Origin of the sequence: Breoghania sp. JC706, assembly GCF_037026715.1 — a bacterium.
Classification (GTDB): Bacteria; Pseudomonadota; Alphaproteobacteria; order Rhizobiales; family Stappiaceae; genus Breoghania.
In genome coordinates, this window is sequence record NZ_JBANCG010000003.1 from 485,667 (window position 1) to 511,234 (window position 25,568).

A 25,568-nucleotide genomic window follows, 5' to 3' on the forward strand; every position below is an offset into this window, starting at 1 on the left:
TCTCCCCCGCAAGGGGGGAGAGGGGAGCCCGGAGTTGGCTCCCGGACAAACGAGGCGCATTGGTGACCGCATCCCTTCTCTTCGAACAGACCCTCAACGGGTTGCAGTTCGGCGTCATGCTGTTTCTGATGGCGGCGGGGCTGACGCTCGTCTTCGGCGTGATGGGGCTCATCAATCTGGCGCACGGCTCGCTCTACATGGCCGGGGCGTTTGCCTGCGCGGCCGTGGCTGCGGCCAGCGGCTCCTACTGGCTGGGACTTGCCGCAAGCCTCGTGGCCGCCGCTGCGGCCGGCGCCGTCGTGGAGGTGGTGGTGATCCGCCGGCTCTATGGGCGCGACCATCTCGATCAGGTGCTTGCGACCTTCGCTCTCATCCTGTTGTTTTCCGAAGGCACACGCTGGCTTTTCGGCTCGTTCCCGCTCTATCTCGATCTGCCTGCGGCGCTGAAGGGCGCTGTGCGGCTGCCGGGCGGGATCGACTATCCGCGCTTCCGGCTGGCGCTGATCGTCGTGGGGCTTGCGCTGGCGTTGGCGCTGATGTGGCTGATCAACCGCACAAGACTTGGCATTCGCATCCGCGCGGGCGAGGCCGACCGGGAGATGATCGCGGCGCTCGGCGTCGATATCACGAAGCTCTACACCATCGTTTTCGCGCTGGGGGCCGGGCTTGCCGGGCTCGCCGGCGCGCTTGTCGGCACCGTGCAGTCGGTGCAGGTGGGGATGGGCGAGCCGGTGCTGATCCTCGCCTTCGTCGTGGTCGTCATCGGCGGCATCGGTTCCATCAAGGGCGCGCTGGTCGGCGCGGTGCTTGTGGGGGTGACGGACACGCTCGGCCGTTTCCTGCTGCCGGAAGCCTTCGGGCTCTTCATGGATGCCTCGCGCGCGACCTCCATCGGCTCCGCGCTCGCCTCCATGTCGATCTACATCCTGATGGCGGTGGTGCTGGTGTGGAAGCCGGGCGGGCTCTATGGCGGGGACGCGCCGTCATGAGCCGCGAGACGATGATCAACGCGACGCTTGCGGTCGGGCTGTTGGCGGTCGCGGTCGGGGCGCAGGCGGCGGGGTGGACCTTTACGGTGACGCTCGCCACCAAGGTCGCGATCCTGGCGCTGGCGGGTGTCGGGCTCAACGTCGCGCTGGGCTTCGGCGGGCTCGTCTCATTCGGGCATGCGGCCTTCTTCGGTATCGGCGGCTATGCGGCCGGCATCCTGGCGAGCCATGCGATGCTCTACGAGCCTGTCCTGACATGGCCCGTCGAGATCGAAGGCACGCGGGCAATGCCGGCGATCTGGCTCATGGCGATCGCGGCGAGCGGGCTTGCTGCACTGGTCATCGGCGCGCTGAGCCTGAGGACGCGCGGCGTGTTCTTCATCATGATCACGCTGGCATTCGCGCAGATGATCTACTATTTCGCGATCTCCTGGCCGGCTTATGGCGGCGAGGACGGGCTGTCGCTGGGCATGCGCAACACCTTTCCCGGGCTCGATACGCTCGATCCCTTGAGCTTCTTCGCGATCTGCTACGTCTTGCTGATGATCGTGCTCGGGCTTTCCGCACTGCTTCACCGCTCGCGTTTCGGGATGGCGCTGGGCGCCGCGCGGCAGAACCCGGAGCGGCTGAAGAGCCTCGGCATCGATCCGACCCGCGTGCTGCTGACGGCCTGCGTGCTCTCCGCGATGGTGACCGGACTTGCCGGCGCGCTCTATGCCGATCTCAACCGCTTCGTCTCGCCCGCGATGCTGTCGTGGCAGACGTCGGGCGAGATCATGATCTTCGTGATCCTTGGCGGTGTCGGGCGACTGTTCGGGCCGCTTGCGGGGGCCGCGCTCTACATCGTGCTGGAGCACAGCCTCGGCGGGGTTTCCGAACACTGGCAGTTTCTGCTGGGGCTCATTCTGCTGCTGGTCGTTCTGTTCGCGCGCGGCGGGCTTGTCGGTGTCATCGCCGGGGAGCGGCGGCATGGCTGAACCGGTTCTGGAAATCCGCGGGCTGTGCAAGCAATTCGGGGCGCTCAGGGCGAGCGACAATGTCGATTTCGATCTGTTGCCCGGCGAAGTCCATGCGCTGATCGGGCCGAACGGGGCGGGCAAGTCGACGCTGATCAAGCAGATTGCGGGTGAGATCATGCCGGATGTGGGTGTCATCCGGTTTGCCGGGCGGGACGTGACGGGCCTGAACGCGGTGGCTCGGGCGCGGATGGGGCTTGCACGCAGTTTCCAGGTGTCGTCGGTCTGCGGCGAATTCACCGTGCTTCAGAACGTCATGCTGGCCGTGCAGGGACGGCTCAGGCGGAGCTACCGCTTCTTTCGGCCGGCGCTTTCGGACAGGCGGCTCACGGATCCGGCACGCGCCGCGATCGCGCGGGTGGGACTTTCGCAGCGCGAGGGCGTACGTGCGGGCGATCTCTCGCACGGCGAGCGCCGGGCGCTGGAAATCGCCCTCGCGCTGGCGCTGAAGCCGAAGGTCTTCCTGCTTGATGAACCGATGGCGGGGATGGGGCCCGAGGGCGCGCGCAGTCTCACCGGCCTTCTCGACGGGCTACGCCATGAGGCGCCGATCCTGCTGGTCGAGCACGACATGGAGGCGGTCTTCGCGCTCGCCGACCGTATTTCCGTGCTCGTCTACGGGCGGATCATCGCGACCGGCACCGTGGCCGAAATCCAGAACGATGCGGCGGTGCGCGCGGCCTATCTGGGCGAGGAGGAGGCCCGATGACGCCGCTGCTCGAGGTCTCCGGTCTCAGAGCCTTCTACGGCCCTTCGCAGGCGCTCTTCGGTGTCGATCTCGCTGTTGGCGCGGGCGAGGTCGTTGCGCTGATGGGGCGCAACGGCATGGGCAAGACGACGACGGTCCGGTGCATCTGCCGGATGATGCCGGCCGTCGGCGGACGCATCGCCTTCGCGGGGCACGATCTCGGCGCTCTCGCCTCGCACGAGGCGGCCCGGCTGGGCATCGGGCTGGTGCCGGAAGGCCGACGCTGCTTCGGGCCGCTGAGCGTGGAGGAAAATCTCGTCTGCGCGGCCCGGCCGGGGGAATGGGACATGCCGCGCGTCGGCGACCTTTTTCCGAGGCTCACGGAACGGCGCAGCCAGGCGGCGCGCACGCTTTCGGGTGGCGAACAGCAGATGCTCGCCATCGGCCGGGCGCTGATGACCAACCCGAAGCTGCTCGTTCTGGATGAGGCGACCGAGGGGCTCGCGCCCGTGGTGCGCCGGGAGATCTGGCAGGCGATCGGGGAACTGAAACGGGCGGGTCTTGCGATCCTCGTCATCGACAAGTCGTTGCGCGAGCTGAAGGCGCTCGCCGACCGCTGCGTTGTTCTGGAACGCGGCGCCACGGTGTGGTCCGGAATGCCGACGGCGTTGAGCGAAGACCTCTGCGATCGTTATCTCGGCGTGTGAATTCGAACCTCGTCATTACTGACTAAGTATTACAATCTTTCGTGTTTCTATAAGGCTCTAGCCTGTGGACGAGCGTGAATGTTTAATCTATGTTAACCATAAATTTGAAACCGATCGGGCATTTCAGGCTTTTTACTGAGTGAAAAGCGATGCGAGTGCCGCGGGCTGCGGGAATACAGGAAATGAGGCGGATTCTCGTTATCGATGACGATGAAATTGTTCGCAATGCTTTGCAGGCGGCGTTGAAGATGCGGGGTTTCAGCGTGCGGCTTGCCAAGGACGGGGTCGACGGCATGCGGGAAATCAGCCACCGGACCGTCGACCTCGTCTTCGTCGATATCTTCATGCCGACGATGGATGGATTCGAGTTCATCCGCGCGTTGCGCAAGGCCGAGCATCAGGTTCCGGTCGTGGTCATGTCGGGAATGAAGATGCGGCCGGCGTTTCCCTGCGGCGGCGTCGACGCACCGGACTATCTGCGCATGGCGCAGGCTCTGGGAGCCGTGCGCGCGCTCCAGAAGCCGTTCTCGCCTGAGGAACTGACAGCGGTGCTGGAGGCAAGTATTGGCGCCTCGGGAAGGGCGCAGGTGTCTCCCGGCGGCGCAGCGGGCGCCGGCGGTTTGGCGCTGATGGTCGCGGGGCGATAGCCCGGGCGTTGCCTTTTGCGGCCCGCACATCGCACGTGCGCGCCTTTTCGATACGATCTCCTCCAAACCGAACCGTTGAGGGCGGCTGCGTCATGGACGAGCTTGCGCCAGAGGAAAGCGCCCACGCCGGCAATGAACACGAGGCCGTGCCGGATGCGATGGCATCGCTTGCCCGTGGGGTCGCTCACGATTTCAACAATCTGCTTCTCGCCATGATGCTCTATGCCGATCTCGTCGCGTGGAAGGCCGGCGACGGCGAGGGGGCGGCCGAAGCGCGGGAGATCCGTCGCGCGGTGGACCGAGGCTGCAGGCTCACCCGGCAATTGCAGAGCTATGCGGGCAGCGATCCGCTCAGCGCCGAAACGCTTGATCTGGGCGAATTTCTGCGAGAGATGGAGCCGCGGCTGCGGCACGTGCTGGGGCCGGACATTGCGCTCGACATGTGGCTTGACGGTGGCGTGCTCTGGCCGGTCAATGCCGACGCGGCGCATCTGAAAGAAGCGTTCCTTGCGCTGGCGGGCGAGATCGGCATCTGGATGGGCAAGGGCGGGACGATGGTCCTCGATGTCGGCAACCGGTCGCAGGACGGGTTCATCGCGATCGGCGTGGACGGCGACGGTGCGCGCCTGCCCCCTGTCGCCACCCAGGCCGCGTTCGATCCGGCGCGGGTTTTCGAGCCCTATTACATCTCCCGAACTCTGGGGGCGGGCTCGGGGCTGGGGCTTGCCGCCTGCCGCACCGTCGTTGAGCATGCCGGCGGGGCACTCGAACTTGAGCGGTGGGACGCGCGCGGCATGCGGTTTACGCTCCGCCTGCCGCGCTGGCGGGAGCTGTAGCGGCCAAGGGATCGCCCCCGGCTTTCAGACGGCGGTGCCTGTCTTTTCGGCGCAAACCGCCTTGCACCAGGAAACCACGGTTTCGACGTTGCGCGGCAGCGTGATGCCGAGGCCGCCGTGGAAGGCTTCCCAGGCTTCGCGATAATCCGAACGCACGGCGGTGAGTACGGGAACGCCGTCGATAACCGCGCGTTCGAAGATCCGGCGCAGGCCGTAGCCTTCGGATTCGGAGCGGCCGAAGCGGTTGACCAGCAGGATGTCGGCGCCGGCGGCAAGTTCCGCCTCCAGCCGCCCGGCAACCTCCGTAATCGCGTGCGGGCTCAGCCGGCAGCCGCGCGCCTCCGTGCCGCGTTCCTCCAGGATGCGGATCTCCCATCCGTCGCGCAGGCTCTTCAGCGCCATCGCCTTGACGTCGCATCCCTCGCCGCCGCCGATCTGGACGACGCCGGCGATGCGATAGCCGGAAAGCGCGGCCGCGGCCTCGCCGAGCAGCGTGTCGACGTCTTCGCGCGGTTCAAAGGGAATGGCGGCAAGGAAGGCGGCAGTCGGCTCTGTATCGCCGGTCATGGGGGAAGGACATTCGCTCACTTGATCACTCGGTCGCTGGCGCTGGTCACTTGAACACGGGAGCGCGAGGAGGTTCGGTAAGCCCCGCCAGGCACTGATCCGCTCGGCGTTTGGCATTCGTCCGGCCATTTGGCCGACGGCCTCTACGGAGCGCGCTAGGGGGACGTTACGCGAACAACCTGCGTCTGCATTCCTCACTGGCCACGACTATAGCGTCAGGTGCGGGCGCGGTTCGACGGAAAAATCGGAAGTGGCGCGTTGGGCTCACTTCATCGGGCCGATGAGGCGGGCATATTCGGCCTCCGGTTTTCCGTAGGTATCCCGGGCGAATTCCTCCAGTCCGGCGCGGTCGCGAATGATGATGTGACCGCGCTGCGCGATGATCAGCCGCATGCCCTCCAGCATGTGAAGCGCGGTCGTGACCGACGGGCGTCGCACAGCGAGCATCAGCGATAGGAAATCGTGGGTGATGGCGAGGTCGTCGCCATCACACCGGTCGTGGCACATCAGCAGCCAGCGCGCCAGGCGTTCGTTGATGTGGTGTATGGCGTTGCTCAGCGCCGCATAGGCGGTCTGGCTCGCCAGCGTGTGCAGGTAGCGCACCAGCAGCAGGCGCAGGGTCGGGCTTGCCTCAACCAGTTCCCCCATCGTGTCGGAATCGATGCGGTAGCCATCGCCCGGCTGCTGGATGAAGATGGTGTAGAGGCTGCGGTCAGACCCGGTCAGGTGCGAGGTCGGCGCAAAGCCGTCGCGGCCGAAGACGCCGGTTTCCGCCTGCCGCCCCGAGGGGGAGACGGCGACGATCGAGCCGATGCCGCTGTTTGGAAAATAGGCGTGCGTGACCGGCTTGTCCGCCGTGGCCACAACGTACTTCATCGGTAGCTGAACAGGTTCGAGGTACGGCGCGAGACGTTCGAAGTCCTCGTCCGGCATCAGGGCAAGAAGACGATTGCGTATCGAACCACGCAAATCTGCAGACATGTCATTTTCTCCAGTGACCCCGAAAGCTGGACTGCTTTCCACGCCACGATTCTCTTTGGATCCTACGGTATTCGATAAGCTGCAAAATCACCGTACGCTATTGGACCAAGTCCTGATCACTCCGGGACAGGATCGATGGCGAAGCCGCCGCAGGGTCTCGGCTTGCCAGTGGGGGCGTGTCGGGGCGCAAGTGGCCCTGCCGGCAAGCTCCGCCGCATGCGGGTGCGGCGCATCCGTCGCGGCGTTGAACGCCCTTCGTCGCGTCGCGCGGACCCTGTAACCGGTGTCATTCCGGCTCGTCTTCAGCGTCCAGTATTCATAACGCGTTACCACCCGGCGCGTTCCGGGGTATTTTCGTGGCCAAGAGGCGGCATGGCTGTGGCGGCGGCCAGTCGCGTTCACGGATATTCCATCGAACCAAAGTGGCGCATCGGCGGTTTCCCGAAGGAAGACTGCGCTGGAAAAGGCTTCCGGCGCGGCATGGCCCGGGAAAGAACGCGATGTCTGTCCTTGTCGGAAAGTCCCCTCTGACCGGCCGCAGGGATGCGGCCATCCTTCTCGCGGGTCGCGTGAAAGCGGCGAGCGGCCTGAAAAGGGCCTGCGCGTCGCAGACAGGATGGTGGACATGAGCGATCCCCTTGGCGGCCCGGTCGCGCACGATGTGGTGATTGCGGGCGGCGGCCCCGTCGGAATGACACTGGCGCTTGGTCTGGCGCGGGCCGGGCTCGACGTGCTGGTTCTTGAAGAGGACGACTCGACCACGGCCCATTCGCGCGCGCCTGTCTTCTGGCCGGGAACACAGGCCGTGCTGGCCACGCTCGGGGTTTTCGACCGGTTCGCCGAACGCGGTTTCCGGCTGCCGTGCCCGACAGTGTGGGATGCGGACAGAAGCGCACCGCTTCTCGCCCTGCCACTGACGGAGCTTGCCGGGGAGACGCCCCATCCGAGCCTTCTCATCCTGCCGCAATCGGAAACGGAAGCGCTGCTTTGCGAGGAAATCCGCAACACCGTGGGTGTGGAAATCCGTTTTTCCAGCAAGGTTACAGGGCTTATCCAGGATTCCTTCGGGGTGGACGTCGTCTACCGGCGGTTCGACCACGAGGAACGGGTGAGAGCGAAATACGTGGCGGGCTGCGACGGAGCGCACAGCACGGTGCGCGACCACATCGGCGGCCGTCTGGAAGGCAAGACCTACGGGTTCAAGGCGGCGCTTGCCGATATCCGCATGCCGGGGCATGAGGATCTCGACTTTCCCAGGATCTCCACCGCGCCGCGGCTTGTCATGGCCCTGCGTCTCAAGCCGGACCTGTGGCGCCTCGTCTTTCCCTTTTCCGCCACGCGGCAGCCGGATCCCGCTTTCTGGATTTCGCAGGCGTCCGTGGCGCTCTTCGCTCGAGAGCCGGCGGAAATCGTCTGGCAGGACGATTTCCGCCTCCACCGGCGGGTCTCAAGCCACTGGGTGAAAGGGCGCATCGTTCTGGCCGGGGATGCGGCGCATCTCAACAGTCCCGTCGGCGGCGAGGGGCTGAATGCGGGCATGCAGGACGCCGTCCTGCTCAGCCGCGCGCTGCAAAAGGCGGTGGCGGTCGACCACCCTCAGCCGCTTGTCGATTATGTCACCTACCGGCGGCGGGCTGTGGAACGCGGGGTCAACGCCTTCACCGACATGCTCACGCGCATCCTGCTGTTCGACGAAGGCCGCATGATCCGTCCGGCCTTCGCGCTCGCACGCGTGCTGTTCGCGGTCCCCGCATGGCGCCGCCGCATGCTGCGCAGGCTGGCCCTTGTCGAGCACGGTTGAAGGTGCGCCGGATCGCCCTCCACGCGACAGGCATGGAAGGGGCGACCGGGCGTTGCGCAAGTCCGTTCTTCTAGAGCACATCCCGATCAGATTGAAGCAATCTGATCGATAAGCGCTCTAAAGGTGCTGTTCCTCGTAGTCGGCGCAGGAATAGCCGATCAGCGCGAGCCCCTCGCTGAGGTAATCGGCCAGAAGCGGCGTGCCGCAGAGATATTCGGCGGTGTGTTCGTTGTGGGCGTCGCTCGCGTCCTCGCGCACCGCTTCCCAGTCGGAGGCGGCATAGTCGCCGCGGCCGAGCCACATCAGCGTCACGAGATCGATCTGGCCGTCGACGGTCAGCGCATCGATCAGCGATGTGACTTCCTCCAGCACGGGATCCTCACCGCCTTCGTCCAGTACGTCGATGTCATCGTCGTCGATCGGGTTGGAACCGTCGTCGTCGTCGCCGGCGTCCTCCTTGACGTCCAGCTCGCGGGCCTTGAAAGCGATGTAGCAGGCAGTTTCCAGCGGGATGGAGAGTTCCGGCCGGTCTTCGTCGGTCTGGGGGGAGCGCTGCGTCATTGCGAATTGCCTCCTTGCCTTGGTGATCAGGGCCTGAATGACCTCATGTATCTGTCAACCGATCGGGCCCCTTCCGGTTTCCTCCTCCGGCACCGTGCCGTGCGCGTCGCGCGAGCCGACGCGACCCGTTCACTTCAGGAAAGCCCTGAACCGGTTCAGGGCGACGGCGAAGAATATCGCACCGATGACGATCAGCGCCAGAAGTTGTGGCCACACCACGGAGAGCCCGGCGCCACGAAACAGCACCGACTGCGCCAGGATCACGAAATGCGTGTTGGGGGCCGCCAGCATGATCCACTGGATGATTTCCGGCATGCTCTCGCGCGGCGTCATGCCGCCGGACAGGATCTGCAACGGCAGCAGCACCAGCACCATCAGCATGCCGAACTGCGGCATCGAGCCGGCCATCGTCGCAAGGAAGATGCCCAGCGCGGTGGTTGCGAAGACCTCCAGCACGGTGCCGGCGAGAAACAGCGCCAGCGAACCCTGCGTCGGGATGTCCAGCAACCCTTGCACGATCATGACCAGCGAAGCGCTCGACGCCACCAGCACCACGAGCCCCATCGACCAGACCTTGGAGAGCATGATCTCGAAGGGTGTCACCGGCATGACCAGCAAATGCTCGACCGTGCCGTGCTCGCGTTCGCGGATCAGGGCGGCGCCGGTCAGGATGATCGCCAGCATGGTCACGCTGTCGATGATCGAGGTGACTGCGCCGAACCAGCCGGGATTGAGCTCGGGATTGAAGCGGGCGCGCAGCGTGAGCGCGACGGGAAGATCGTCGCCGCCGCGGTAGCGGTTGAGGAACTCGGTGATTTCGCTTGTGACGATGGACTGTATGTGGCCGGCGCCGGTGAAGGCTTGGGACATGCGCGTCGCATCGACGTTGAGTTGAATGGTCGGTTGCTTGCCGGCCAGGAGATCTCGCTGGAAATCGGGTGGGATGTCGAGGGCGAAGGTGTCGAGCCCCGCATCCATGCGCGTGTCCATCTCGGTCGTGGTAATCTCGGCCGGCTTCAGGAAATAGGGCGGATAGAAGGCGTTGGAGATGCGAAAGGACAGTGGCGAGCGGTCCTCGTCGACGATGCCGATCGCGGCCTTTGAGAGCGTCTCCGGCATCGCCTTGGAATGGGTATAGACGGAGGCGGAGAAGGCATAGACGATGAGGATGAGCAGCGCGGGGTCGCGCAGGAGGCCGCGCAGTTCCTTGACCCCCAGTTGCCATATGTTGGCGATCCGCATGGCCTACCTCGCCTGTTTCTTGAGGAGGAACGTGCCGGCGAGAACCAGCACCGGAACCGTGACGAGAAGCGGCCAGAACGCGCCCGCCAGGCCAGCGAACTCGAGCCCCTTGGAGAACGTGCCGCGCGAGATCGTGACGAAATAGGTCGTGGGATAGATCTCGCCGATGAAGCGACCTGCGCCTTGCAGCGAGGAGACCGGATCGATGATGCCGCAATATTGCGCGGCCGGGATGATGGTGATCAGCGCAGTCGCGAAAAGGGCGGCGATCTGGCTGTTGAAGAAGGACGAGATCACCAGTCCGATCGCGGTGGACGACATCACGTAGAGCAGGCTGCCGAGGAGAAACGCCAGATAGCTGCCGGTGAACGGCACCTGGAAGACCACCCGGGCGAAGACAAGCAGCAGCAGGGCGTTGGCCATGCCGAGCACGACATAGGGAAGCTGCTTGCCGAGCAGGAATTCGAGCCGGCTGACCGGCGTCACGTAAAGGTTGACGATGGAGCCGAGCTCCTTCTCGCGCACCACCGACAGGGCGGTCAGGATGGCCGGGATCAGCAGCAGCAGCAGTGGGATGACCGCCGGAACCATGGCGACCAGGCTTTCCACATTGGGGTTGTAGCGATAGCGCAACGCGATGTCGAAATCGGCGGCGGCGGCTTGAGGTCCGTAAATCTCGCGCGCCTTGCGGGTGAGCCAGGCGGCGAACATGCCGCGCACATAGCCGCTCGCTGTCTCCGCCCGCACCGGCATGGCGCCGTCGAGCCAGGCACCGATCTCCACCTTGCGCCCGCGCATCACGTCCTTGGCGAAGCCCGGCGGGATCTCCACCGCAAGGCTCAGCTCGCCGGAGCGCATCCGCCGGTCGAGATCGTCGTAGTCGGTGATAGGGGCTTTCTCGATGAAGTAGCGCGAGCCGGAAATGTCGAGCAGGAAATCACGGCTGAGCGTGGTGTCGTCCCTGTCGAGCGCGGCGAAGGTGAGGTTCTCCACATCCATATTGATGCCGTAGCCGATGACGAACATCAGGATGAGGGTGCCGAGGACGGCGAGCGTCGCGCGGATGGGGTCGCGCTTGAGTTCAAGCGCTTCGCGGCGGGAATAGCTCAGCATGCGACGCAGGTCGAAACGGCGGGCGAGCGCCTTGCCATTGTGGGTGGCAGGCTTCGCCGCCTCGACGGAGGCCGTGTGTCGCTCGGGCTTTTCGACGATGGCGTCGAGATAGCCGATGAAGGCTTCTTCCAGGTTCGCGGCCCCACGGCCCTCGACGATCGCACGCGGACTGTCGCTGACCAGCACCTTGCCGGCATGCATGAGCGAGATGCGGTCGCAGCGTTCCGCCTCGTTCATGAAATGGGTGGAAATGAAGATCGTCACCCCGTCGCGGCGCGACAGATCGACAAGGCTCTGCCAGAAGGCGTCGCGGGCGACGGGGTCCACGCCCGAGGTCGGTTCGTCGAGGATCAGGATATCCGGCGAGTGGATCATCGCGACCGCGAGCGACAGGCGTTGACGGATGCCGAGAGGCAGGGCATCGGGCAAGGCGTCGGCCGTGTCAGCAAGGTCGAAACGCTCCAGCATCTCCGCAACCCGGGCGGGAATCCGGTCTGCCGGCATGGCGAAGAGGCGGGCGTGCAGTTCCAGGTTCTGGCGGACCGTCAACTCGCCGTAGAGCGAGAAGGCCTGCGACATGTAGCCGACGCGGCGGCGGACATCCATGTCCCGGGGATCGATCGGGTGACCGAAGAGATCGGCGGTGCCTTCGCTCGCCTCCAGGAGGCCGGTCAGCATCTTCATCGTCGTCGTCTTGCCGCAGCCGTTGGAGCCGAGGAAGCCGAAGATCTCGCCCTTGGCGATGCGAAAGCTGACATCGTCGACGGCGGTGAAGTCGCCGAAGCGCCGGGTCAGATGGTTCGCTTCGATGGCGATATCGCCGTCACCGTCGCGCGGCGGGATGACGATTTCGACGTGGCCGGCGCGTTCCTCCTCCGGCAGCAGTGCGATGAAGGCGCTGTCGAGGTCCGCCGTGGCGGTGCTCTCCAGCAGCTCTTGCGGCGTGCCGGTCGCCAGCACCCGGCCGGAATTCATCGCGACCAGCCAGTCGAACCGGGCCGCCTCCTCCATGTAGGCGGTGGCGACGATCACGCTCATGCCGGGCCGGCCGGCGCGGATGTCGTCGATGAGTTCCCAGAACTGGCGGCGCGACAGCGGGTCGACGCCCGTGGTGGGCTCGTCGAGGATCAGTAGGTCGGGATCGTGGATCAGCGCGCAGCACAGGCCGAGCTTCTGCTTCATGCCGCCGGAAAGCTTGCCGGCCGGGCGATCGGCAAAGGGGGCGAGGCCGGTTGCCTCGAGCAACTCGCCGATGCGGCGCTCGCGTTCCGCCCTGGCGTGGCCGAAGAGACGGCCGAAGAACTCGACGTTCTCAAAGACCGACAGGGTGGCATAGAGATTGCGGCCGAGGCCCTGCGGCATGAAGGCGATGGCCGGACAGGTCTGCCGTCGGTGGCCAGCATCGCGCATGTCGCCGCCGAGCACAAAGATCTCGCCGTCCTGCACGGCGCGGGCGCCCGCGATCAGCGACAGCAGCGTGGACTTGCCGACGCCGTCGGGCCCGATGAGGCCGATCATGCGGCCCGCGGGAATGTCGAGATCGATCGTCTTCAGCGCCTGCACATTGCCGTAGGCGTAGCCGATGCCGGAAAGACGCGCGACGCCTTCGGCGCCGGTTCCGGTCCCGTCGTCTCGTCCGGCCATGGTCATTTGACCAGATTTTCTTCAAGCCATGCCGGCCAGGTCGCATCCGGGTCGACCTGCACGTAGGCCATGCCCGGGAGGCCCGTCTTGACCATGCGGATGTAGCGCTTGAGCAGGTCCGGATCGATCCGCGCCTTGATGCGGAACATCAGCTTCTGGCGCTCCTCCTCCGTTTCCACGGTCTTGGGCGTGAACTGGGCGACGTCGGCGACATAGGAGATCTTCGCCGGGATGACGTATTGTGGGGCGGCGTCGAGCACGATGCGGGCATCGGAACCGATGGCAAGGCGGCCGGCATCGGCGGTTGGCAGAAAGACCGTCATGTAGACGTCGGCGAGATCGACCAGATTGAGCACCCGGCCGCCGCTTGCGACGATTTCGCCGGGCTGGGCGACGAGATACTGCACGCGGCCGGCGCGCGGCGCCTCGAGCGTGGAATCGGCGATCTGGGTCGCGACGTTCTCGAGAACGGCCTTCGCGGCATCGACGGCGGCCCCGGCATCCACCACCTGCGCCTTCGCCGCGCCGATGGCGGCATCGGAGGCGGCGAGCGAGGCTTCGGCTGCGGCAAGGGCCGCCCGGGACTGGCGCTCGCTGGCCTCGTCGTCATCGAGCACTTGCTGGGAGATGGCGTCGGTGCGTACGAGATGCTGCGAGCGGACGAGCTTCTTTTCAGCGGCATCGAGCTGGGCGCGCCGCTGTTCGATCACGGCCTGGGCGGAGCGCTTTTCGGCCTCGCGCTGGGTGACGAGGCTTCCCGCCGTCTCAATGCCGATTTCGGCGCGGCGCAGCTCCGCCTCCGCCTGGCGCTTCTGGGCGAGAAGCTGCCGGGTGTCCATCTTCACCAGAACCTGTCCTTCGTCCACGAATTCGCCTTCGGAGACGAGGATCTCGGCGATGCGTCCGGCCGTCTTGGCGGCGATGTCGATTTCTGTCGCCTCGATGCGGCCGTTGCCGCTGGCGATTCCCTCGGGAAGTTTGTTCGTGGTCAGATCGTCCCAGATCGCCAGACCGCCGGCACCAAGGCCCGCGGCGACCAGGATCACGAGCCAGGTCTTTTTCGAAAACTGCATTTGGGCGATCTCCGTTATTCAAAAGAAGGGCCGGGATGGCGAAACGGGGGCATTTGAACGGACGCCGCGCAAGACAACGGATCGCGCAGGATGCGCTGCTGGCGCAGGCAGGTCTCAAAATCTTCCCGTGGCAGACAGGGCACTCACCATCCGGAATCGTCTTTTTTTACAATACAGAACCTTACGGCAGAAGGCCTGCCCATATTATGACGCGGGCGGGCTCTGCGAATTGCCAACGATCAATGCGCGCGTCGGACGGTCGGCGGATCGGGGAGGCGTGCGGGCGAGGCGCCGTCAATGGGCGAGAAGCAGCGGGATGTTGCTCGTTTCCAGCATTTCGCGCGTGGTGCCCCCAAGGACGTTCTCGCGCAGCCGCGAGTGGCCGTAGGCGCCCATGACGATTAGGTCGGCGTCAACCTCCCCGGCCTTGTCGAGTATGTCCCTGGAAACCGACTGCCCGGTGTCTTTGACCGTGGCAACCGAGACACGCAGCCCGTGGCGGGCGAGAAGCAGTGCCACATCGGCCCCCGGTTCTTCGCCGTGGGCATCGATCCCGGTCTCCGGATCCACGAGAAGCAGCGTCACGGCCTCGGCCTTTGCGATGAGCGGCATCGCGTCGGCGAGTGCCCGGGCCGCCTCGCGCCGCGCGTTCCAGGCGACGAGGACATGGCGTCCGACGGGGCGGGTGGAGGCCGGATCGGGCATCACCAGAAGGGGGCGGCCGGAATCGAACAGGACGCCATCGATGGTCTGCTTTTCCACGGTGCTCAATTCGCCCCGGCGCGGGCGCAGCATCACGGTGAGGTCGGCGTAGATCGCGTGCCGGCCGATGACCTCGTCCTCGCCCGCAACGGACGTCAGGCGCGGTCGCACGTCGAACGAAATGTCACGGGTGGAAAGGATATGCTCGACGCGGGCGCCGGCGGCGGCGAGGTCACGGGCGCGCTGCTCGTTTTCCTCCACCCAGACCTGAGCGCCGCCCGCTCCGTAGCCGTAGAAGGGCAGGGGAGGCACCCCTCCCACCACGAGGACGGAAAGATGGGCCGAGAAGCGTTGCGCAAGCGCGATGGCGGCCTCGAATTCGAGCGTTCCGCTTTCGCTGAACTCGGTCACGGTCAGCAGCGTCTTGAAGGCCATCGACAGCATCCCCCGTTTCGGTGCGGGCACGCCATCGGATCTGGCGCGAGCCCCGGCGCCTCTGCGTCGCGCGGCGCGGGCGCGCTGTCAAGCCTCCTCGAAGGGCCGCCGGCGGCGCATCACGCCGCCGGCAGGATCTAACCTTGCGTCAGCAGGCTTCCATGCTGTGGCCGTGCGTGTCGTGCAGCAATTCATCCGCCAGCTTGCGCAGGGCGGGCGAGACGGTGATCGGGTAGGCGGGTGTTCCCTCCAGCCGCTTCAGCGGTTCCGGCAGGCGGGCGAGTTCGGCTGCCGCGTGGGCCCGGATCTCGGCGAGGTCCGGCAGCGGCTCCACCAGGGCGCCATCGCGCAGGATCGGCTTCAGCAGCGCCTCGCCCGGTGCGGTCTCGTCGGCGCCGGTGATGCGGTCGCCGGCGATGCGGCCGTCCGCGTCGAGGCTGCGCCAGACCTGCGTGGCACCCGGCCAGTAGGACTTTCCTTCGGCCAGCTTGCGCCGGGCCGTGCCCTCATAGGCCTTCAGCTTGTAGCCGCAATCGAGCGAGGGCAGGTCGGCGGAGGTGACCAGACTGGTGCCGACGCCGTAAAGGTCGATCGGTGCCTTGCGGGCGGTGAGGTCGGCCAGTTCGTATTCGTCGAGGCCGCCACTGACGACGATCTGGAGATGGCCGAGGCCGCCGTCGTCGAGGATCTTGCGCACCTTGCGGGAATGCTCGGCGAGATCGCCGCTGTCGATGCGCACGCCCTTCAGCCGGATGCCCAGCTCGTGCAGCTTCGGCGCCAGTTCCACGAGCCGGTGGGCGGCGCGCTCCGTCTCGTAGGTATCGAGCAGGAAGACGGTCTGTTCCGGCCGCGCGAGCGCGAAGGCGCGGAAGGCTTCGATCTCGTCGGTGAAGGTCTGCACGAAGGAATGCGCCATCGTGCCGTAGAGCGGGATGTCGAAATGACGCCCGGCGGGAACGCTCGCGGTGCCGTTGAAGCCGGCGAGATAGGCGGCGCGCGCGGCCAGCACGCCGCTTTCGCCCGAATGCGCCCGGCGCAGACCGAAATCGACGATGCCCTTGCCCGGCGCGGCCAGCATCATGCGCGCCGCCTTGGTGGCCACCAGAGTCTGGAACTGCAGGAAGTTGATGAGCCGCGTCTCGATCAACTGGGCTTCGGCGACGGGGGCGGTGATGCGCACGATCGGCTCGTCGGCGAAGACGATGGTGCCTTCCGGCACGGCGTCCACGTCGCCGGTGAAGCGGAAGTCGGCGAGATAGTCGGCCAATTGGTCGGAGAAGGCTTCGGAGTTGCGGATCCAGTCGATCTCGGCCTGATCGACGCGGGCGCCGAGCAGGAAACCGATGAGTTGTTCGAGGCCTGCGGCCATCAGGAAACCGCGGTTCTTCGGCATGCGGCGCACGAAGAATTCGAAGACGGCCGTGCCTTCCATGCCGGCGGAGCGATAGGCCTCCAGCATGTTGAGCTGGTAAAGGTCGGTCACCAGAAGGCTGTGGCCGAAATCGGTCTGGGAAAGAGTGTCTGCCATGGGTCTCATGCCGCGATTGCGTTGGAGACGACGCGGGTAGCACCCGCGCCGTCCATCGCGGCCAGCGCCGCGTTCAGGGAGCCGTCCAGATCGATCGCCCGGCAGGCGTCCTCGATCAGCACGGCGTCGAAGCCCTCTTTCAGGGCGTCCTCTACTGACCAGCGCACGCAGAAATCGGTGGCGAGCCCGCAGAAGAAGAGACGCTTGAAACCGCGTTCGCGCAGGTAACCGGCAAGGCCGGTCGGCGTGTTGCGGTCGTTCTCATAGAAGGCGGAATAGGAATCGATATCCGCGCGGTAGCCCTTGCGCAGGATCAGCTCGGCGCGATCGGCCCGGAAGCCGGGGTGGAACTCCGCGCCCTTCGTTCCCTGCACGCAATGGTCCGGCCACACGGTCTGCGGACCGTAGGGCGCCTCGATGGTGTCATAGGCGGCTGCATTGGCCTGCGCGGAAGCGAAGGAGAAATGGCCGGCCGGGTGCCAGTCCTGCGAAGCGATGACATGGGCGAACCGGTCGAGCAGCCGGTCGACAATCGGCACGATCTCATCGCCGCCGGGAACGGCCAGCGCGCCGCCCGGTATGAAGTCGTTCTGCAGGTCGATCACCACGAGGCAATCGCTTTCCGCGGGCCGGAATTCGGGCATGCGCTGTCCTTCGTCTTTTGCTCTGCCTGAGTATATAGGCGCGCAACGGAATTTTCGATGCCGCCGCAGTCATTGCAAGGCTGAGGGCATCGGTCAATGCGGCGTTTGATAAAAGATTGCCGAGAGGCTTCGGAAGGTGCGCCTCTAGCTCCGCATCAGAACCCGCTGCGCGGCGTTCCTGGCGTGGTCGGCAACGCCTGGGTCGCGGGTGATCAGGGCGGAGACGATCGCGCCGTCGATGAGCAAGGCCATTTCGTGGGCGAGGCCTTCGGGGTCGTCGGGGCGGGCGGCACGGGCAAGCTCGCGGATCTTCTCCATGACCAGCCCCTTGTGCTTCAGCGCGATGGTGCGCATGCGGTCGTCGTCCTTGTCGCATTCGCCGACCGCGTTGATGAAGGGGCAGCCATAGAAATGCTCCTCCGCGAACCACTTCTTCAGGACATCGAAGAGGTGGACGAGCTTTGCCGAGGCATCGCCCGGCAGCGCATCGACCTGTCCGATGAACCAGTCGCGCCAGGCGCTGCCCTCATGTTCAAGGACGGCCTCGATCAGCCCTTCCTTGGAGCCGAAGGCCTTGTAGAGGGTGGTTTTTGCCGTGCCGGCCGCGGCGACGATGGCGTCCACCCCGGTGGCGTTGATGCCCTGACGGCAGAACAGATCGGAGGCGGCAAGCAGCAGGCGTTCGCGTGCGGCGCTGGTTTCGGTGGTCACCGCGTGATGCGGGCCGCCGGAAGGGGCGGCGGAGCCGTTGAGGGAAGGCATGCGGACCTCCTTGCTGTTCCGTATGGGTGTACGGACCGATCTGTTTCCCGTGCGTAGCGCAGTTCGCGCGGGCGGGCAATGGGGGAGGGGCTGGAGGGTGAGGGAGAAAGGGAAGAAGGTAGATGGAGCGGCTTCGCCGCGCTTGCCCACGCTGGATCCCGGGTCTGGCCATGCGGCTTGCGCCGCAGACCGCCCAGGATGAGGGCGCGTGTGGCGGGCTTGAAGCTTCCCACGAACGCCCTCATTCCGGACAAGTGAGGCGAAGCCGAGCGCTGATCGGGAATCCGGCGCAACAAGCGCGACGAAGCCGCTCTCCATTCCTTCCATTGTGGTGCCCCTGCGGGCACTCCGCCCTCCGCCCCGCTCCCGGTGCACTTCAAGTACGCACGTCCACAAAATAGGCGTTTTCCCTAGGCGTCCGGCTTTCCTTTGCGCAGCGGCAGTTTCGGGCAAACAGGCCGGGAAATGCGGCCGGGAAACGAATTCAACGAGATAGTCGCATTTTCCGGCTTTGGCACGTCTCCTGCTTTATTGGAAACAGAACGGTTTGTTTCCTGCCTCCTCTTTCGGGGACGACATGTTGCGGGAGGTCGGCGATGAGGGGAGCGCATCTGGCGGTGGAGGAGATCACCCACCGCTATCGCCGGGCCGGCCAGCCGGCGGTCCGCGATATCAGTTTCGAGGTGAACCCTGGCGAGGCGCTGGCGCTGGTGGGGCGCTCGGGCTGCGGCAAGTCCACGCTTCTGCACATCATGGCGGGTCTGATCCCTCCCACGCAAGGCACGGTCCGCATCGACGGGCTGTCCATCGTGGAGCCGTCGCCAAGATGGGTGGTGATGTTCCAGCAGCCCTCGCTCTATCCGTGGATGAGCGTGGCGCAGAACGTGGCGCTGGGGCTGAAGTTCACCGGCCGCAAGCGCGAGATCGCCACCCGCGTGCCGGAAATGCTCAGGCTCGTGGAACTTTCCGACTATGCCGATCGCAACGTACAGGATCTCTCCGGCGGGCAGCAGCAGCGCGTGGCGTTGGCCCGCTCGCTGGCGCCCTCGCCGGAAGTGCTGATGCTGGACGAGCCGTTCTCCGCGCTCGACGCCTTCACCCGGGGCACCCTGCAGCGCGACGTGCGCCGCATCGCCAAGGATCTCGGCATCACGCTGGTGCTGGTCACGCACGATCTGGCCGAAGCGGTTGTGATGGCCGATCGCGCGCTGGTGCTGGCCGCCAACCCCGGCCGGATCTCCAAGGTCGTGCCGATCGATCTCGAAAATCGCGATGACCTGAGAACGCCCGAATACGCCGAGGCACGGACCCGGCTCGCCGCGGCTTACGAAACCGCAGTCGGACGCGAACTGGCGTCCTCGGGCGCAGGCGGGCCGTCCGCCACTCCCGATGACGATGGCCTGAATGCCGCGCGGCCTGCGGCGCGCTGATGACATTTACCGAGAACAGGGGACCGAGATGAGCGATCGCAACAAGGATCAGGATCAGGATCCGAACGGGAATGGCGCCTGGGACGACGACTATTTCCCGACCGATTTCACCCGTCGCCAGACCCTCGACATGTTCGCAGCCGGCGGGCTGATGGCTGCGCTCGGGCCGCTGATCGGGGCTATGAACTCGCCGGCCTTCGCTGCGGCGGACGATGAGGTCGTGCGTATCGGTTACTTGCCGATCACCGATGCCACCGCGCTGCTGGTGGCCCACGGCATGGGCTACTTCAAGGACGAGGGGCTGAAGGTGGAGCGGCCGACGCTGATCCGCGGCTGGTCACCGCTTGTCGAGGGTTTCGTCGCCGGCAAGTTCAACCTCGTCCACTTCCTCAAGCCCATCCCCGTGTGGATGCGCTACAACAACAAGATCCCCGTCAAGCTGATGGCCTGGGCGCACACAAACGGCTCCGGTCTCGTGGTCGGCGGAAAGACCGGCATCACCAGTTTCAGCCAGCTCGGCGGCAAGCAGGTGGCAGTGCCGTTCTGGTACTCCATGCACAACATCGTGCTGCAGTACGCGCTGCGGCAGTCGGGCGTCACGCCGGTGATCAGGTCGGCGTCGGAACCGCTCGCTCCCAACGAATGCAATCTCCAGATCCTGCCGCCGCCGGAAATGCCGGCAGCGCTCGCGGTCGGAAAGATCGACGCCTACATCGTCGCCGAGCCGTTCAACGCCATGGGCGAGCTGAAGGCCGGCGCGAAGATGCTGCGGTTTACCGGCGACATCTGGAAGAACCACCCCTGCTGCGTGATCTGCATGCATGAGCAGGTCACGACCGAAAAGAAGGAGTGGACCCAGAAGGTCATGAACGCGGTCGTGCGGGCCCAGATCTATTCCTCGAAGAACAAGGCGGAAGTCGCGCGGCTGATGTCGAAGGACGGCGAGGGCTACCTGCCGATGCCGGCCAAGGTCGTGGAATGGGCGATGACGCTCTACACCCAGGACGAGGAATACATCGAGACCGGCGCCATCAAGCACGGTGCCGAATGGGGCAACGGCCGCATTGACTTCCAGCCCTGGCCCTATCCATCCGCCACCAGGCTCATCGTCGAGCAGATGAACGAGACCGTGGTCGGCGGCGACCGAACCTTCCTCGACGGGCTCGACCCGCAGCATGTCGCGGACGATCTCGTCAACTACGAGTTCGTCAAGAACGCGCTCGACAAGTATCCGGAATGGAAGGACGACCCCTCCGTCAATGCGAACGATCCGTTTGCCCGTGAGGAGGTGCTTGAGCTGTGAGCACCGACCTCGTGGCTGACGCGTTCATGGAAGGCGAGGTGTCGGCGCAGCGCCGGGCCGGCCAGTGGAAGGCGCTCCGAAGCCTGGGCTTTGCAGGCCTCGGCATGGCGCTGCTGCTGGTTGCCTGGTGGATCGGCGGGCTTCTGGTGGAGAACGATCCCGCGCTGATGGCCTTCGCCGATTTCGCGCCGGAGCCGGCGCTGGCGCGGCTTGCCGAGATGATCGCCTCGGGCGAGGCCTGGGCGATGATGGTGCCGAGCCTTGGCCGGGTGATGCAGGGGCTGGCGCTTGCGGTTGCCACCGGGGTGCCGGTCGGCATCGCGATCGGCCGGCTGCCGGTGATGCGCGAGATCACCAACATCCCGTTCCAGTTCCTGCGCATGATCTCGCCGCTTTCCTGGATGCCGATCGCGGTGATGGCGTTTGCGACGTGGGACGGGGCGATCGTCTTCCTGATCACGATCGCGGCCGTGTGGCCGGTGCTTTTCTCTACCGCCGCAGGGCTGAAGCGGGTCGATCCGGCCTGGTTCCGGGTGGCGCGCAATCTTGGCGCCCGGCCCTGGCACATGCTCTTCACCATCATCCTGCCGGCGATCTCGCAGGACATCCTCACCGGCATCCGCCTTGCGCTCGGCGTCGCCTGGATCGTGCTCGTGCCGGCCGAATATCTCGGTGTCACATCCGGACTTGGCTACGCCATCAACGATGCCCGCGACACCCTGGAATACGACCGACTGGCGGCCACCGTCGTGATCATCGGCGTGATCGGCTTTGCCCTCGATTTCGCCTGCCAGCAGGCGATTTCCCGATTGAGCTGGCACCGGGACGACTGATCCCTGGCCTGCTTGATGTCCAACGCACTCAATCAAGGAGAGTGAAATGTCCAGTCAACCTGCAACGGCCCTCACGGGTTGCCTTGCCCCGATCGACAAGGGCGGGCTCAACGACCTGATCGAGAAGGGCAAGGCCGATCCCAAGGCCGTCAAGACGCTCAAGTGCAAGACGGTCGCCGAAGGGCGTTTCCGCCACGCCAACTACATCCGCGATCTCGATCCCTACATCGTCGACGAGCCGCCGGGACTGCTTGGCGACGACACCGCGCCGAACCCGTCGGAAGCCTCGCTCGCCGCACTCGGCTCGTGCATCGCGGTCGGCCTGCACGCCAATGCGATCCATCGCGGCATCACCATCAACTCGCTGGAACTGGAGCTTGAGGGCGACCTCAACATCACGGCCGTGTGGGGCACGGGCGATGTCAGCGAAAAGCCGGTCGGGTTCACCGACGTGCGCATCATCGTCCACATGGACGCGGATGCGCCGCAGGAGACGATCGACGAGTTGATCGCCCACGTCACGCAGTGGTCGCCGGTGTTCAACACCTTCTCGCGTCCCGTGAACATGGTCGCCCAGTCCGCCTGATCCTGCAGCCTGATCCGGCAGCCTGAACGCCTGTGGCCCCAGCTGCGGGAGAGGAGGCGGGTCCTCTCCCGCGGATTCCATCAACAAGGAAAACGAGACCATGACGATTGAGACGAAGACCCGGACGCCGGAAGCGGCGGCAGATGCACTCCAAGGTCCCGCCGCCGTGCCCAGTGCCATGATCGACGAAGTCGCGCGGATTTCGCGAACCGACCTGGCGCCGATTGTTCACGACATCGATCTCGACGGCGTCTACCCGGAAGCCGTGATGCGCGACTTCGGCAAGGCCGGTGCCTATGCCCACCACGCCCCGATGAACGGTAACGGATCGTACGACCTTGAGACCGCCATCAGGGCCATGTCTGCGGTGAGCGAGCATTGCCTCTCCACCGGTTTTTGCGTGTGGTGCCAGGACGCGCTCGCCTGGTATGTGGCCAACAGCGAGAACGAGACGCTGAAGGCGACACTCGGCCCGAAGCTGTTGACCGGCGCCGCTCTCGGCGGCACCGGGCTTTCCAATCCGATGAAGACGCTGTTCGGGATCGAGAAGCTTCGCCTGAGGGCTGAGCGGGTCGAGGGCGGCTATGTCGTCACCGGTATCCTGCCGTGGGTCTCAAACCTCGGCGAGGACCATTATTTCGGCGTGATCTTCTCATTGCCCGACGGGCGCATGGTAATGGCGGTTGCCGATTGTGCGGCCGATGGCGTGAAGATCGTAGCTTCCGACGAATTCGTCGCGCTCGACGGCACGCGCACCTTCGCGGTGCAGTTCCGCAAAGCCTTCATTCCCGACGAGATGATACTGGCCGACCCCATCGACGATTACGTCCCGCGCATTCGCGCCGGCTTCATCCTGCTGCAGGCGGGCATGGCCTTCGGTCTCATCCGCAACTGCATCGACCTGATGGAGCAGTCCGGCCAGTCGCTTTCGCATGTGAACTGTCATCTGCCGGATCAGCCGGGCGATTTCCGCCAGCAGCTCGCCGCCTTCGAAGACGAGGTCTACGCGCTTTGCAAGACGCCGTTCGACACGTCGGAGGACTATTTCGTCCGTGTGATAAAGGCGCGGCTTGCCGCCGGCGAGGCGACGGTGGCCGCCGCCCACAACGCCATGCTCCATTGCGGCGCGCGCGGCTACGTCAAGCGCGGCACGGCGCAGCGGCGCCTGCGCGAGGCCTATTTCGTGGCGATCGTCACGCCCGCCACCAAACAGCTCAGAAAGATGCTCGCTGATTTCGGCGCTGCCTGATCCGTTCCGGCGTGGCCTGACCGGGCGCGACGAACGACGCCGGCAGACCTCGCCGTTTTGCCAGAGGGACCAGACATGAAAAGGAGTGCAGCATGACGGACAAGAGCCTGTTGTCGCCTGAAGAGCTTGCCGAACTGATGAAGAGCGAGCCCTGCGTGCTCATCGATACGCGCAATCCGGAGTCCTATGCGGCCGGGCATATTCCCGGCGCCGTCGACATGCACGACATCTTCACCTACCTCGCGACCTCCTCGGCCGATGGCATCGCGGAGTTGCGTCACAAGTTCGCCGAGGAATTCGGCGCGGCCGGGCTCTCGGGAGAGGAGACGGCCGTCATCTACGAGCAGTCGATGGCAACCGGCTTCGGCCAGTCCTGCCGCGGCTATTTTCTGCTGCAGTATCTTGGCTATCCGAAGGTGAAGGTGCTGCACGGCGGCTATCAGGCGTGGGAGGCGGCGGGCCTGCCGGTCTCCACCGAGGTGGTGAAGCCCGTGCCCAGGACCTTCCCGGTATCGCAAGCGGGCGCGGATCTGATGCTCGACGTTGCGGACATGATGGCGGCGATCGGGACGGACGACATCGTCAAGCTCGACGTGCGCGACATCGACGAGTGGATTGCCGACAGCTCCTCGCCCTACGGCAAGGATTTCTGCCCGCGCAAGGGCCGTATTCCGGGCGCTAAGTGGATCGAGTGGTATCGGATGATGAAGCCGACGCCGACCGGGCCGATGATCAAGAGCAAGAACGAGATCCTGGCCGAATGCGCGACCGTCGGCATCACGCCGGAAACGCCCGTCTATCTCTACTGCTTCAAGGGTGCGCGGGCTTCCAACACCTATCTGGCGCTGAAAGAGGCGGGCGTGAAGGACGTGAAGATCTATTTCGGCTCGTGGAATGAATGGTCCCGCGACCCGGCGCTGCCGATCGAGGAAGGGCTGCCGTTCTAGAGCGGCGAACGGTATCCCCATCGACCATCCGGCCGGGACGGTTCCGCCCCGGCCGCCAATGACAAAAGGGCAGGACAATGAGCGATCCGATCATCATCGTTGGTGCCGGTCAGGCCGGGCTGAAGGCGGCGGAAACGTTGCGCCAGAAGGGCTATGAGGGTGGCCTGATCCTGATCGGTGACGAGCCGTTTTTCCCCTACCAGCGTCCGCCGCTTTCCAAGGCCTATCTCAAGGGCGAGATGGACGAGGACCGGCTGTTCCTGCGCCCGCCGGCCTGGTTTGAGAGCACGTCCGTCGACTTGCGCAAGGGCACGCGCGTCGCCTCTCTCGAGGCCGAGGCTCACACCGTGACGCTGGAGAGCGGCGAAGAGCTTTCCTATTCGAAGCTGCTGATCGCGACCGGTACCCGGGCGCGCAAGCTGCCGATCGAGGGGGCGCATCTTCCTGGCGTCTTTACCCTGCGCACCATGGCCGATATCGCGCCGATCCGGGCGTCTCTCGAGGCGGTCGACGAGGTCGCCATCGTCGGCGGGGGGTACATCGGCATGGAATTCGCGGCCGTCGCCGCCGGGTTAGGCAAGACCGTGACCGTCATCGAGGCATGCGACCGCATTCTGGAGCGCTCGGTGGCACCGGAAACCTCCGAATTCCTTCAGGATCTCCACCTCTCCCATGGCGTTCGGATCAAGCTGGGGACGGGCGTGGCCCGCATCGACGGCGAGGGGGCCGTTTCGGGTGTCGTGCTTGCCTCTGGCGAGACCGTTCCCGCCGGGCTGGTGCTGATCGCGGTTGGGGCGGAACCCGTCACCGAACTGGCGGGGGCCGCCGGGCTGAGGGTCGAGGGAGGCATCGTGGTGGATGAGGCTTGCCGCACGTCGGCGCCCGATATTCACGCCGCCGGCGACTGCACCGTTTTCCCCTCCGCCCGCTATGGCCGCATGATCCGTCTGGAAAGTGTGCAGAACGCCTGCGACCAGGCGAGGGCCGCCGCTGCGGCAATGCTGGGTGAGGACGTTTCCTACGATCCGGTGCTGTGGTTCTGGTCCGATCAGTACGACGTCAAGCTGCAGATTGCGGGGCTTTCGCAGGGCTACGACCGCACCGAGATCGACGGATCGCCTGAAGAAGCCAGCTTCGCGCTTTCCTATTTCGCCGGCGACCGGCTGCTGGCCGTCGATACGGTCAATGCGCCCCGCCAGCACATGATGGCCCGGAAGATGCTTGCCGAAAGCGACAGCGAGACCACCCCGAAACCCGCACGCCAGGCCGTTGCCTGACGCGACC

Annotated in this window: 24 protein-coding genes; 14 read left to right on the plus strand and 10 right to left on the minus strand. The window is 65.5% G+C overall.

Annotated features, from left to right (window positions below):
* Window positions 1–62 precede the first annotated feature (62 nt).
* The 6 genes from V2L18_RS08035 to V2L18_RS08060 all read left to right on the plus strand — a co-directional run bounded on the left by V2L18_RS08035 (window position 63) and on the right by V2L18_RS08060 (window position 4,883).
* The gene (locus V2L18_RS08035) at window positions 63–989 is read left to right on the plus strand and encodes a branched-chain amino acid ABC transporter permease (RefSeq protein WP_336177564.1); all 927 of its coding nucleotides are present in this window, start codon (window positions 63–65) and stop codon (window positions 987–989) included.
* The gene (locus V2L18_RS08040) at window positions 986–1,966 is read left to right on the plus strand and encodes a branched-chain amino acid ABC transporter permease (RefSeq protein WP_336177566.1); all 981 of its coding nucleotides are present in this window, start codon (window positions 986–988) and stop codon (window positions 1,964–1,966) included. Before V2L18_RS08035 ends, V2L18_RS08040 begins: the two co-directional genes overlap by 4 nt.
* Window positions 1,959–2,714, plus strand: a complete 756-nt coding sequence (locus tag V2L18_RS08045; protein ID WP_336177567.1) for an ABC transporter ATP-binding protein — start codon at window positions 1,959–1,961, stop codon at window positions 2,712–2,714. Before V2L18_RS08040 ends, V2L18_RS08045 begins: the two co-directional genes overlap by 8 nt.
* The gene (locus V2L18_RS08050) at window positions 2,711–3,400 is read left to right on the plus strand and encodes an ABC transporter ATP-binding protein (RefSeq protein WP_336177568.1); all 690 of its coding nucleotides are present in this window, start codon (window positions 2,711–2,713) and stop codon (window positions 3,398–3,400) included. Before V2L18_RS08045 ends, V2L18_RS08050 begins: the two co-directional genes overlap by 4 nt.
* Window positions 3,401–3,582: 182 nt before the next feature.
* Window positions 3,583–4,047, plus strand: coding sequence for a response regulator (locus V2L18_RS08055; protein WP_336177570.1), 465 nt, complete (start codon window positions 3,583–3,585; stop codon window positions 4,045–4,047).
* Between the two features lie 92 nt (window positions 4,048–4,139).
* Window positions 4,140–4,883 (plus strand): ATP-binding protein, encoded by a 744-nt coding sequence (locus V2L18_RS08060; RefSeq protein WP_336177572.1) that lies wholly within the window; start codon window positions 4,140–4,142, stop codon window positions 4,881–4,883.
* Between the two features lie 24 nt (window positions 4,884–4,907).
* Here V2L18_RS08060 and V2L18_RS08065 read toward each other — a convergent pair whose 3' ends face one another.
* Window positions 4,908–5,450: a DUF2478 domain-containing protein gene (locus V2L18_RS08065; RefSeq protein ID WP_336177574.1), complete on the minus strand. Its 543-nt coding sequence runs from the start codon at window positions 5,448–5,450 to the stop codon at window positions 4,908–4,910.
* Window positions 5,451–5,714: 264 nt separating this feature from the next.
* Window positions 5,715–6,431 (minus strand): Crp/Fnr family transcriptional regulator, encoded by a 717-nt coding sequence (locus V2L18_RS08070; RefSeq protein WP_336177575.1) that lies wholly within the window; start codon window positions 6,429–6,431, stop codon window positions 5,715–5,717.
* A 625-nt stretch (window positions 6,432–7,056) separates the two neighbouring features.
* Here V2L18_RS08070 and V2L18_RS08075 point away from each other — a divergent pair.
* The gene (locus tag V2L18_RS08075; RefSeq protein ID WP_336177577.1) at window positions 7,057–8,232 is read left to right on the plus strand and encodes an NAD(P)/FAD-dependent oxidoreductase; all 1,176 of its coding nucleotides are present in this window, start codon (window positions 7,057–7,059) and stop codon (window positions 8,230–8,232) included.
* Between the two features lie 117 nt (window positions 8,233–8,349).
* Here V2L18_RS08075 and V2L18_RS08080 read toward each other — a convergent pair whose 3' ends face one another.
* The 8 genes from V2L18_RS08080 to V2L18_RS08115 all read right to left on the minus strand — a co-directional run bounded on the left by V2L18_RS08080 (window position 8,350) and on the right by V2L18_RS08115 (window position 17,936).
* Window positions 8,350–8,793, minus strand: a complete 444-nt coding sequence (locus V2L18_RS08080) for a DUF3775 domain-containing protein (protein ID WP_336177579.1) — start codon at window positions 8,791–8,793, stop codon at window positions 8,350–8,352.
* Between the two features lie 129 nt (window positions 8,794–8,922).
* Window positions 8,923–10,035, minus strand: a complete 1,113-nt coding sequence (locus V2L18_RS08085) for an ABC transporter permease (protein WP_336177580.1) — start codon at window positions 10,033–10,035, stop codon at window positions 8,923–8,925.
* A 3-nt stretch (window positions 10,036–10,038) separates the two neighbouring features.
* Window positions 10,039–12,798 carry a ribosome-associated ATPase/putative transporter RbbA gene (gene rbbA, locus V2L18_RS08090; protein ID WP_336177582.1) on the minus strand — a complete coding sequence of 920 codons (2,760 nt, stop codon included), beginning with the start codon at window positions 12,796–12,798 and terminating at the stop codon, window positions 10,039–10,041.
* Window positions 12,795–13,865: an HlyD family efflux transporter periplasmic adaptor subunit gene (locus V2L18_RS08095; RefSeq protein WP_336177584.1), complete on the minus strand. Its 1,071-nt coding sequence runs from the start codon at window positions 13,863–13,865 to the stop codon at window positions 12,795–12,797. Before V2L18_RS08095 ends, rbbA begins: the two co-directional genes overlap by 4 nt.
* Before the next feature lie 294 nt (window positions 13,866–14,159).
* On the minus strand, window positions 14,160–15,002 hold the full coding sequence (locus tag V2L18_RS08100) for a universal stress protein (RefSeq protein ID WP_336177586.1): 843 nt from the start codon (window positions 15,000–15,002) through the stop codon (window positions 14,160–14,162).
* 148 nt (window positions 15,003–15,150) lie between these two features.
* Complete coding sequence (locus V2L18_RS08105) at window positions 15,151–16,530, minus strand: nicotinate phosphoribosyltransferase (RefSeq protein ID WP_336177588.1); 1,380 nt, start codon at window positions 16,528–16,530, stop codon at window positions 15,151–15,153.
* Window positions 16,531–16,535: 5 nt separating this feature from the next.
* The gene (gene pncA, locus V2L18_RS08110; RefSeq protein ID WP_336177590.1) at window positions 16,536–17,174 is read right to left on the minus strand and encodes a bifunctional nicotinamidase/pyrazinamidase; all 639 of its coding nucleotides are present in this window, start codon (window positions 17,172–17,174) and stop codon (window positions 16,536–16,538) included.
* A gap of 144 nt (window positions 17,175–17,318) precedes the next feature.
* A complete protein-coding gene (locus V2L18_RS08115; RefSeq protein ID WP_336177591.1) occupies window positions 17,319–17,936 on the minus strand; it encodes a TetR/AcrR family transcriptional regulator in 618 nt (205 codons plus the stop codon).
* Between the two features lie 596 nt (window positions 17,937–18,532).
* Here V2L18_RS08115 and V2L18_RS08120 point away from each other — a divergent pair.
* The 7 genes from V2L18_RS08120 (at window position 18,533) to V2L18_RS08150 (ending at window position 25,561) form a co-directional block, all read left to right on the plus strand.
* Window positions 18,533–19,366, plus strand: a complete 834-nt coding sequence (locus V2L18_RS08120; protein ID WP_336177592.1) for an ABC transporter ATP-binding protein — start codon at window positions 18,533–18,535, stop codon at window positions 19,364–19,366.
* A gap of 28 nt (window positions 19,367–19,394) precedes the next feature.
* Complete coding sequence (locus V2L18_RS08125) at window positions 19,395–20,669, plus strand: ABC transporter substrate-binding protein (RefSeq protein WP_336177593.1); 1,275 nt, start codon at window positions 19,395–19,397, stop codon at window positions 20,667–20,669.
* Window positions 20,670–20,695: 26 nt separating this feature from the next.
* Window positions 20,696–21,502 carry an ABC transporter permease gene (locus tag V2L18_RS08130; protein ID WP_336177737.1) on the plus strand — a complete coding sequence of 269 codons (807 nt, stop codon included), beginning with the start codon at window positions 20,696–20,698 and terminating at the stop codon, window positions 21,500–21,502.
* Between the two features lie 46 nt (window positions 21,503–21,548).
* On the plus strand, window positions 21,549–22,088 hold the full coding sequence (locus tag V2L18_RS08135; RefSeq protein WP_336177595.1) for an OsmC family protein: 540 nt from the start codon (window positions 21,549–21,551) through the stop codon (window positions 22,086–22,088).
* Between the two features lie 178 nt (window positions 22,089–22,266).
* Complete coding sequence (locus V2L18_RS08140) at window positions 22,267–23,337, plus strand: acyl-CoA dehydrogenase family protein (RefSeq protein ID WP_336177739.1); 1,071 nt, start codon at window positions 22,267–22,269, stop codon at window positions 23,335–23,337.
* A gap of 92 nt (window positions 23,338–23,429) precedes the next feature.
* Complete coding sequence (locus tag V2L18_RS08145; RefSeq protein ID WP_336177597.1) at window positions 23,430–24,284, plus strand: sulfurtransferase; 855 nt, start codon at window positions 23,430–23,432, stop codon at window positions 24,282–24,284.
* Window positions 24,285–24,361: 77 nt separating this feature from the next.
* Window positions 24,362–25,561: an FAD-dependent oxidoreductase gene (locus V2L18_RS08150; protein ID WP_336177598.1), complete on the plus strand. Its 1,200-nt coding sequence runs from the start codon at window positions 24,362–24,364 to the stop codon at window positions 25,559–25,561.
* The last annotated feature ends 7 nt before the right edge of the window (window positions 25,562–25,568 follow it).